The sequence below is a fragment of the Brevundimonas vesicularis genome, from assembly GCF_900445985.1.
Taxonomy (GTDB): Bacteria; Pseudomonadota; Alphaproteobacteria; order Caulobacterales; family Caulobacteraceae; genus Brevundimonas; species Brevundimonas vesicularis_D.
Map to the genome: position 1 here is coordinate 1 of NZ_UAQP01000020.1, position 4132 is coordinate 4132.

The window sequence follows — 4132 nt, forward strand, 5'->3', positions numbered from 1 at the left end:
TACATTCCAATTGCAATCCTTCGCGAATATCAATCCCTGTGGGGCAGACCTGCACGCACATGGTGCAATCGACGCAGAAACCGAGATGTTCGGGATTCTCGCGATCGGCTTTTTTCAAACGCCGGCGCGGCTCGCCGCGATTTTCATCATAGGCGATAATCAAAGTATCGCGGTCAAACATCGCGCCCTGAAAACGCGCATAAGGACACATATATTTGCAGAATTGCTCGCGCACAATGCCGGCTTGCAGCCAAGTAAAGCCGCCGTAAAAGGCAATCCAAAAATAATGTGTCGGCGCTGCTTTAAGCGTGAAGAAATCCACGACTAATTCGCGAATCGGCGTGAAATAGCCTACAAAACCAATGCCTGTGCAAACCACTACCGCGAACCAAGAAAGATATTTACCGCCGCGTTTAAGCCATTTTTCCTTACTCGTCCAGGGTTGGCGTGCCAATTTCAATTGCTCGGAACGGTTGCCTTCAAATTTCTGCTCCAGCCACATAAAGACTTCATTATAAACCGTGTGCGGACAGGCATAGCCGCACCATACGCGCCCCAATAAAGAGGTGGCAAAAAATAAAATCAGCGCCAAGCCTAATAAGACAAAAGCCAATAAAATAAAATCTTGCGGCCAGATATTTAGTCCGAATACAAAAAAACGCCGCTCGCTCAAATCAAATAAAATCGCCTGCCGTCCATTCCATTGGAATAAAGGCAGAATGTGAAAAATGCCGAGTAAGACTAATAAGGATGTGATGCGCAGATTTTGAAAGCGTCCGCGCACAGGACGCGGTCTTATTTTGACGTGTTTTTCGTAAAGCGTTTGACTTGCCATGTTTACCTCATGCTTTAACAAGCGGCGAAATTGATGTTATAGAATAAACTCGCTGCGTTTTGTGCCGCTTATGAAAAAAGCCCGACACAATGTCGGGCTTGTGCCTATAAATTATCTAGGCATCTTACTCTTTATTGCTTAATGAGTAAACGTAAGCAGCAACTACTTTAATGCGACCTTCGTTTAACCATTCCTGCCAAGCCGGCATCACATTATTCACAGGATTAACAATTTGCGCCTTAATATCTTCGATATTGCCGTCCACGCTGTAAAGCCAAATATCATCGGCTAAGTTCGGTCCGCCAAGCAAAGTGTTTCCTGTGCCGTCAGCACCATGGCAGGCAATACAGGATTGCTCGTATAAGATTTTACCTTCTGCCGCCAAAGTCGCATCAACATCATGACCGCCCAATTGACGAACGTAATGCGCCACCGCATCTAATTTATGCTCGTCATCCGGCTGCGGATTATTCACATCAATCAATGCGCCACCTGCCGGCATGCCTTGTCCGGGAATTGTGTTGCGGCCATGGGTAATGGTGGCAATCAAAGCCGCCTCATCACCGCCCCAAATCCAATCGTCGTCGGTTAAATCGGGATAGCCTAATGCAGCACCTTTGGCATTTTGTCCGTGGCAAACCGCACAGTTATTTAAGAAAATCCGCTGACCAGAAGCCACCGCCGCCGGCATTTTAGCCAGTTCTTCTACGCTTTTATCCGCATATACTCTGAAATAGGTTTCCGAGCGTGAGTCATCTTCGGCTTTTTCCTGCTCATATTGCCCGATTTGCGACCAACCTAAAAAGCCTTGGAATTTATCACCGAATACGCCCGGATAAGCTAATAAATACACTGCGCCAAAAAGAATCATGGCGTAGAACAATACTACAATCCAACGCGGCGAAAGGTTATTCACCTCTCTTAAATCGCCGTCCCAAGTATGGTCAATAATCTCACCGTCAGGCACATCTTCCGGTGATAGGCGCGTTGTCCAATATACAAAAACGGCATAACCCACGATATGTATAATCGTTACGATGCCAATAAAGAGCGCAACTGTCATGATTTTGTCCTCTTGTCTGATGTCGGATGCCGCGGCGTAATGAGTTCTGAATCATCATCTTTGAGCGCCAGTTTTTCGGCATCCTGATAGGGTTTTTTATTATCCGAAGTAGGCAGCATCGTCAGCAGGCTAATACCGATAAATGCCGTAAACACCACCACAGTAATAAAACTCCACATGTCCATAATTAACGTTTTTCCTTAAAGGCACGTCCCAATCCCTGCAAATAAGCCACCATCGCATCGAGCTCGGTTTTGCCTTGCAAAGACTCCACTACCCAGGCATCAATCTGCTCATTGGTCAACAAAGTATTGCCTGTTGCCCCACCGGCTTGCTCAGGGAAGTTTTGCGCCGTATAAGGTTCGCCCAATTTGATTTTGGTTTTAATGCTTTTTTGCGTTAAATCCACATTCGCCTCAGTATCTGCCAACCAAGGGAAAGAAGGCATATTCGACTGCGGCACACGGCTGCGGGGATCAATCAAATGCAGCATATGCCATTCATCCGAATATTTGCCGCCCACACGCGCCAAATCAGGACCTGTACGTTTTGAACCCCATTGGAAGGGACGATCATAAGCGGATTCTTCCGCCAAAGAATAATGTCCGTAACGCTCGGTCTCCCAACGGAAGGGGCGAATCATTTGCGAATGGCAGTTATAGCAGCCTTCGCGTACATAAATGTTAAAACCCGCCAAACGCAGAGGATCGTAAGGTTTAACAAAGGTATTCTCGGTATCAGGACGCACCGATTTATCGTTAAGTAAAGGAACGATATGCACCAGTCCGCCCCAAATGACCGTTAAGGTAGAGAGTACGCCGAGCAATACAATGCTTTTTTCAATTTTCTCATGACTGAATTTCATTTTTTATTCTCCTTGTCGGCTTATGCTGTTTGCGGATTAACCGCTTGCGCGCTGCGCTTGGCTTCGTCTTTGCGCGGCAAGGTCATCAAGCAGTTATAAGCCATTAAGCACATGCCCGTGAGGAATACCACACCGCCGATCAGGCGTACAAACCAATAGATGTACTTCTTATCTACGATTTCAAGGAATGAGTAGGTTAAGGTGCCATCCGGGAAAGTTTCGCGCCACAACAAGCCTTCCATGATGCCCGCCACCCACATAGATGTGGTGTAAAGCAAGATACCGATGGTTGCCAACCAGAAGTGAACGAAAATAAGTTTAGTCGAATACATCTCGGTTTTACCGTACAAACGCGGCAGCATATGGTATAGAGAACCCATGGTAATCATCGCTACCCAGCCCAAAGCGCCGGAGTGCACGTGAGCAACTGTCCATTCGGTATAGTGCGATAAGGCATTAACGGTTTTCACTGCCATCATCGGTCCTTCGAAAGTACTCATGCCGTAGAAAGACAGTGCTAAGAACAGAAAGCGGATAATCGGGTCGGTAATCAATTTATCCCAAGCACCTGACAGCGTCATCATGCCGTTGATCATACCGCCCCATGAAGGCACCCACAGAATTACTGAAAACACCATACCTAATGATTGCGTCCAATCAGGCAAAGCGGTGTAATGCAAATGGTGCGGACCTGCCCACATGTAGATGGAAATCAGCGACCAGAAATGCATGATAGAAAGACGGTAAGAGAAAATCGGGCGACCGGCTTGCTTAGGAACAAAATAATACATCATGCCTAAGAAAGCTGCGGTTAAGAAGAAGCCTACCGCATTATGACCGTACCACCACTGCGCCATGGCATCCACCGCGCCGGAGTAGAAAGGATAGGAGTGGAACAAATCGATAGGCAGGGCCAGGTTGTTGAAGATATGCAGAATCGCCACGGCGATGATATAGGCGCCGTAGAACCACAGGCCCACATAAATATGCTTTTCCTTGCGCTTGCCGATGGTGATGAAGAAGACCGCACCATAGACCACCCAGACCACCGCCAGCAGAATGTCCAGCACCCAGGGCAGCTCGGCATATTCTTTGCCTTGGCTGTAGCCGAAGATATAGCTCAATACCGCCAAGAGCAAGACCAATTGGAAGCCCCAGAAGGTAAAGGCCGCCAATTTGTCCGACCACAGGCGTACGCCGCAAGTGCGTTGCACAATGTAATAAGAAGTAGCAAATAGGGCATTGCCGCCGAAAGCAAAAATTACGCCGCTGGTATGCACAGGGCGTAAACGTCCAAAGTGCAACCAAGGAATATTTTCAAGAAAATGTGGATTATAAAGCTGATAAGCGATGATTACCCCGACGAGCA

5 protein-coding genes are annotated in these 4132 nt (G+C 47.4%); all 5 read right to left on the bottom strand.

Going from position 1 to position 4132, the window contains the following annotated elements; genetic code table 11:
- The coding region (gene ccoG / locus DT343_RS18335) for a cytochrome c oxidase accessory protein CcoG (protein WP_112863901.1) at positions 1-835 on the bottom strand (835 nt) is incomplete at its 3' end.
- A 124-nt stretch (positions 836-959) separates the two neighbouring features.
- Entirely contained in the window at positions 960-1898 is a 939-nt protein-coding gene (ccoP, locus tag DT343_RS18340) for a cytochrome-c oxidase, cbb3-type subunit III (RefSeq protein WP_112863896.1), read from the bottom strand.
- Positions 1895-2083: a cbb3-type cytochrome c oxidase subunit 3 gene (locus tag DT343_RS18345; RefSeq protein WP_112863897.1), complete on the bottom strand. Its 189-nt coding sequence runs from the start codon at positions 2081-2083 to the stop codon at positions 1895-1897. The genes ccoP and DT343_RS18345 overlap by 4 nt, the downstream gene beginning before the upstream one ends.
- Positions 2084-2085: 2 nt before the next feature.
- Positions 2086-2763 (bottom strand): cytochrome-c oxidase, cbb3-type subunit II, encoded by a 678-nt coding sequence (ccoO, locus tag DT343_RS18350; RefSeq protein WP_112863899.1) that lies wholly within the window; start codon positions 2761-2763, stop codon positions 2086-2088.
- 20 nt (positions 2764-2783) lie between these two features.
- The coding region (ccoN, locus tag DT343_RS18355) for a cytochrome-c oxidase, cbb3-type subunit I (protein ID WP_112863900.1) at positions 2784-4132 on the bottom strand (1349 nt) is incomplete at its 5' end.